Raw genomic sequence first — 525 nt, 5'->3', positions numbered from 1 at the left:
GCCAACCGCTCCGGCGACGCCACCCGCCGCGCCGGCGGCACAGCCCAGCACCGGCCAGTAGCGGCCGGTGCAGGATTTTCTTGCCGCCATGGGCCTCGTCCTCGTCATAGAGGGTCTGGTCTATGGCGGCTTTCCCGGCCTGGCCAGGAAGCTTGCCACCGAAGTGCTGTCGCTGCCCGAGAACGCGCTGCGGATTGCCGGGCTGGCGGCGATCGCGATCGGCGTCGGCATCGTCTGGCTGGTACGAGGCGCATGAGGGCGGCGATGATTTATCCTCTGCCGATAGTCATAGCCGCAAACGTGCCGTATTTTTTGCCAACATGGCGTGACGCGGCGTTTTCGTCGAAGCGCTTTTCTTTTCAAGAATACCGGGAGGCTTCTCGATGACATCCAATACAATTTTGCGCGCGGCGCGGCGGACATTCATCGCCGGCGCGGCGGCACTTCTTGTCAGCGCCGTCGCTGTCCCGTCCTTCACGGCGCCGACATTTGCCGCCGATGGGCCCGCTTCGGTCGCCGATCTGG

1 protein-coding gene is annotated in these 525 nt (G+C 64.8%); it reads left to right on the top strand.

All coding sequences use genetic code 11. The features are described 5' to 3' along the window. Positions 1-67 precede the first annotated feature (67 nt). Complete coding sequence (locus ENZ75_RS33820) at positions 68-256, top strand: DUF2065 domain-containing protein (protein ID WP_013531032.1); 189 nt, start codon at positions 68-70, stop codon at positions 254-256. The last annotated feature ends 269 nt before the right edge of the window (positions 257-525 follow it).

Source organism: Mesorhizobium sp. M7A.F.Ca.CA.002.04.1.1 (assembly GCF_004022805.1).
Classification (GTDB): domain Bacteria; phylum Pseudomonadota; class Alphaproteobacteria; order Rhizobiales; family Rhizobiaceae; genus Mesorhizobium; species Mesorhizobium ciceri.
Note: the sequence above shows the minus strand (reverse complement) of the source record. Positions and strands in the feature narration are given on the sequence as shown.